The 3,238-nt window shown below is 52.9% G+C and carries 3 protein-coding genes; all 3 read right to left on the bottom strand.

The genetic code is table 11. From position 1 onward, the window contains the following. Positions 1-782: serine/threonine protein kinase (locus tag FBQ85_28500; protein ID MDL1879074.1), on the bottom strand; the 782-nt coding region annotated here is incomplete at its 3' end. A 498-nt stretch (positions 783-1,280) separates the two neighbouring features. After that, on the bottom strand, positions 1,281-2,039 hold the full coding sequence (locus FBQ85_28505) for an MBL fold metallo-hydrolase (protein ID MDL1879075.1): 759 nt from the start codon (positions 2,037-2,039) through the stop codon (positions 1,281-1,283). A gap of 69 nt (positions 2,040-2,108) precedes the next feature. Next, complete coding sequence (locus FBQ85_28510; GenBank protein MDL1879076.1) at positions 2,109-3,089, bottom strand: threonine/serine dehydratase; 981 nt, start codon at positions 3,087-3,089, stop codon at positions 2,109-2,111. Positions 3,090-3,238 lie beyond the last annotated feature (149 nt).

Consider the following 3,238-nt stretch of genomic DNA (forward strand, 5'->3'; position numbering starts at 1 on the left):
GTTTGGTGGCGGCCGGCGGGATTCTTTTGCATCGCCTTGTGCACGATCTGAGCCAACAGCCCCGGCGTCTCATGCTGCAGAGCCGTAACCACTCGCGGGTCCTCGTTAACAATGGAGAAGATCAGAGCATGATCACCCTCGCCTTGAAACGGCAATGTGCCGGTGAGCATCTCATAGAGCACGACGCCCAGCGACCATATATCCGTGCGATGATCAATCGCTTGGCCCTGCACTTGTTCCGGCGACATATAAGCCACCGTGCCCGAGAGATTTCCGGTTTTGGTGAAGTGCATCTGCCCGGCCAGTTTGGCCAAACCGAAATCAATAATCTTCACTTCGCCGCGAGTTGTGATGATCACATTCGAAGGCTTGATATCGCGATGAATAATGCCGGCCTCGTGCGCACGTTCCAAACCGCGCGCGATTTGCATGGCAATGTCAACCACATTCTCAATTGGTACGAGCGGACGGCCGTCCGCCCCTGCAATTTTTTTTTCCAGCGTTTGCCCGTCATAGCCGGCCATGGCGATATACAACTGGCCTTGAGCCGTTTCGTTGATCTCGTAGATTGTGCAGATGTTGGCGTGATCGAGGCTGGAGGCCGCCTGCGCTTCATTGACGAAGCGGTCAATCGCCTCCTGATCGCGCGTCAAGTCTGGTGGGAGAAATTTGAGCGCAACGGTGCGATTGAGCTTGGTGTCGAGCGCTTTATACACCACGCCCATCCCGCCACGGCCTAATTCTGACAGGATTTTGTAATGCTGCAGTGTTTGGCCAATCATGGAAAACTCGCTTCCACCAAAAAATTTGGCCTGCGGGACAAGTTGCCGCCTTCGCCGAGTTTTTCGAGGGTGGTGTAATGGAAAATGGTTTGGCCGGTCATATGTTCGTCGTTAGGCCATCGCAGAGACCATAATTCTTCCCCGACCCCTTGTTCGTAACTAGAATCTTGACGCGCTTTGGTAAATAGCGACCGGGAGGTTGCCTTAATGTATCTTGAGTATTCGCCCTTTGCGTCAGTTCTCTTATGAATGACCAGCCGCTTGTCTAGTAATCTTTATAAGTATCGGTGGGAATGGTCTTTGACCGTGCTGGGGGATGGCACAGAATATAATAGGTTTTGTTCGAATGTCAAGTGGCACAGGCAGGGTGAATCGGGGAAAATGGGCTGTGAAGCTGCAAAGTCCTCCATCAATACTCGTAAGGGGCTTGGGACAAAAGAGGTTCAAATCCAAAGTTCTGTAGTGTCTGTTATTCCAACCGAATCATTTTTGTCAGAGCTACCCAAATCCCCGCATCAAGCGCAGATTCTCTTGATGAGTCTCACGATAGAAATCATCCATATTTTCCGGGAGTTCAATCGAGGTGCCATTTCTCAAATTCTGCAGATAAGCCACGTTCTGCAAAATCAACTCACGGCCGCCGATTTTGCCGTGCGCAGGAATGACATGTTCGACGCGAGCATCGTTTGCCCATTTCTGCAAAGCCGCAACCCAATCGTCAAACGGGCTGTCGGGATTGATCACGGGCAGCGGCGTTTCAACCGTGTCGCCCGCGAGTAACATACCCCATTCTGGAATGAAACCGACGATGCAATCGCGTGTGTGCCCGGCAAGGTGGTGCAGCATCAGCGTCACGCCGCCGAGATCGATTGAGAATTCGGTTTCAAAAATGTGTGTCGGCGGCACAAGTATTACTTCGTTCCATTTGTCCGGCTCGTCCGCTTGCTTTTCCTGCAATTCCCGGGGCACATCATCTGAAAAGCGCGCCAAACAATGCTTGTGCGCGGTGATGATTTTATTTTGAAAAGAAAGGCCGACCGTTCCCCAGACGTGATCCCAATCCGCATGACTGTAAACTAGCTGCCATTCTTTTTGCGCGAGCAAGACTCGAACCGGCTGCATGTCGCGCGGGTGCGAAAGGCTGTCCCAAACCACAACTTTCTTCTCTCCAATAATCACTGCGCCGCGAACATCGAAATCATCGAGATGCAGTTCGGTGAGCCAGAGTCCGGGGCGGAATTTCTTCAAGGTCGTCATGATTCGACAAGCTCATCATCCATTATGACTCGACAGGCTCATCAGCAGATTCGACAAGCTGGTTAACCTTCATGATGCCGTAACGCCGTTGTCGGTGAAGGCAACGACTTCCTGCAATTGCTTTAGCGTGATATTGCCTCCGCTCAGCACCAATGCCAACGGTTTACCGGCGAGGCTTCCTTTCAACTTCAACGCGGCAGCCAGTGACGCCGCGCCTGCGGCTTCGGGCAAGTTGCGTGTGTGCTCGATCAACAAGCGCATGGCGGCGCGGATTTCATCATCACTCACCAAGACGAAATCATCCAGCAGTTCTCGTATGATCGCCTGCGGCAGATCGAACGGCACGCGCGTCGCCAGGCCTTCGGCAAAGGTTTCCATTTTCGCCTCCACCCTTTTTCCGGATTTCCACGAGAGATAAGCCGAGGGCGCTTTTTCAGCTTGCACGCCGATGACGCGGATGTGCGGATTGATCGCTTTCGCGGCGACACAACAACCGGCAACCCCGCTCCCACTGCCGACCGGCACGATGATGGTTGCCACTTCCGGCAAGGCATCGAGAATTTCGAGCGCGTAAGTGCCGACGCCCGAAATCAACCACGGCTCATCGCCGGAGCTGACGAAACGGCTTCCGGTTGTGCGCGCTTGTTCTTCGGCGTGCACGCGCGCTTCATCAAAATCACGGCCATGAAAAACGATTTCCGCTCCCAGCGCGCGAATCGTTTCAACTTTCACAGGGTTTGCGCCTTCGGGCACCATGATCGTCGCGCGAACACCGAAGAGGCGCGAGGCGTAAGCGACCGACTGGCCATGATTGCCAGTGCTCGCGGTCATCACGCCGCGCTGTTTTTCTTCGGGCGAAAGATTGCAAATCAAATTCACGCCGCCGCGCACTTTAAACGCGCCGACCGGCTGATGATTTTCATGTTTGACATACGTGGGAGCGTCGAGCAATTTGCTCAAGCCGTGATACGAATACAACGGCGTCGGTTTGAGAAATGGCGCGATGGTTTGGCGGGCTTTGAAAACGTCAATGAGTGTGATCTTTTGCAAGTGCTTTCTCCACCTTTAATTTAAGGAGTGCCATTTAAATAACATACTCATTTTTGAAACCGCGAATGAACGCGAATATTCGCCAATTTTAAAATTCGCGTTTATCGGCGTCCATTCGCGGTTTGAGATATGGGCAAGTAATTTAAGCG

Source organism: Cytophagia bacterium CHB2, assembly GCA_030263535.1.
Taxonomy (GTDB): Bacteria; Zhuqueibacterota; Zhuqueibacteria; order Zhuqueibacterales; family Zhuqueibacteraceae; genus Coneutiohabitans.

Bases quoted from the DNA above. Each gene is read 5' to 3' on its own strand.
- FBQ85_28505 (MDL1879075.1), bottom strand. From the start codon at position 2,039: ATGACGACCTTGAAGAAATTCCGCCCCGGACTCTGGCTCACCGAACTG.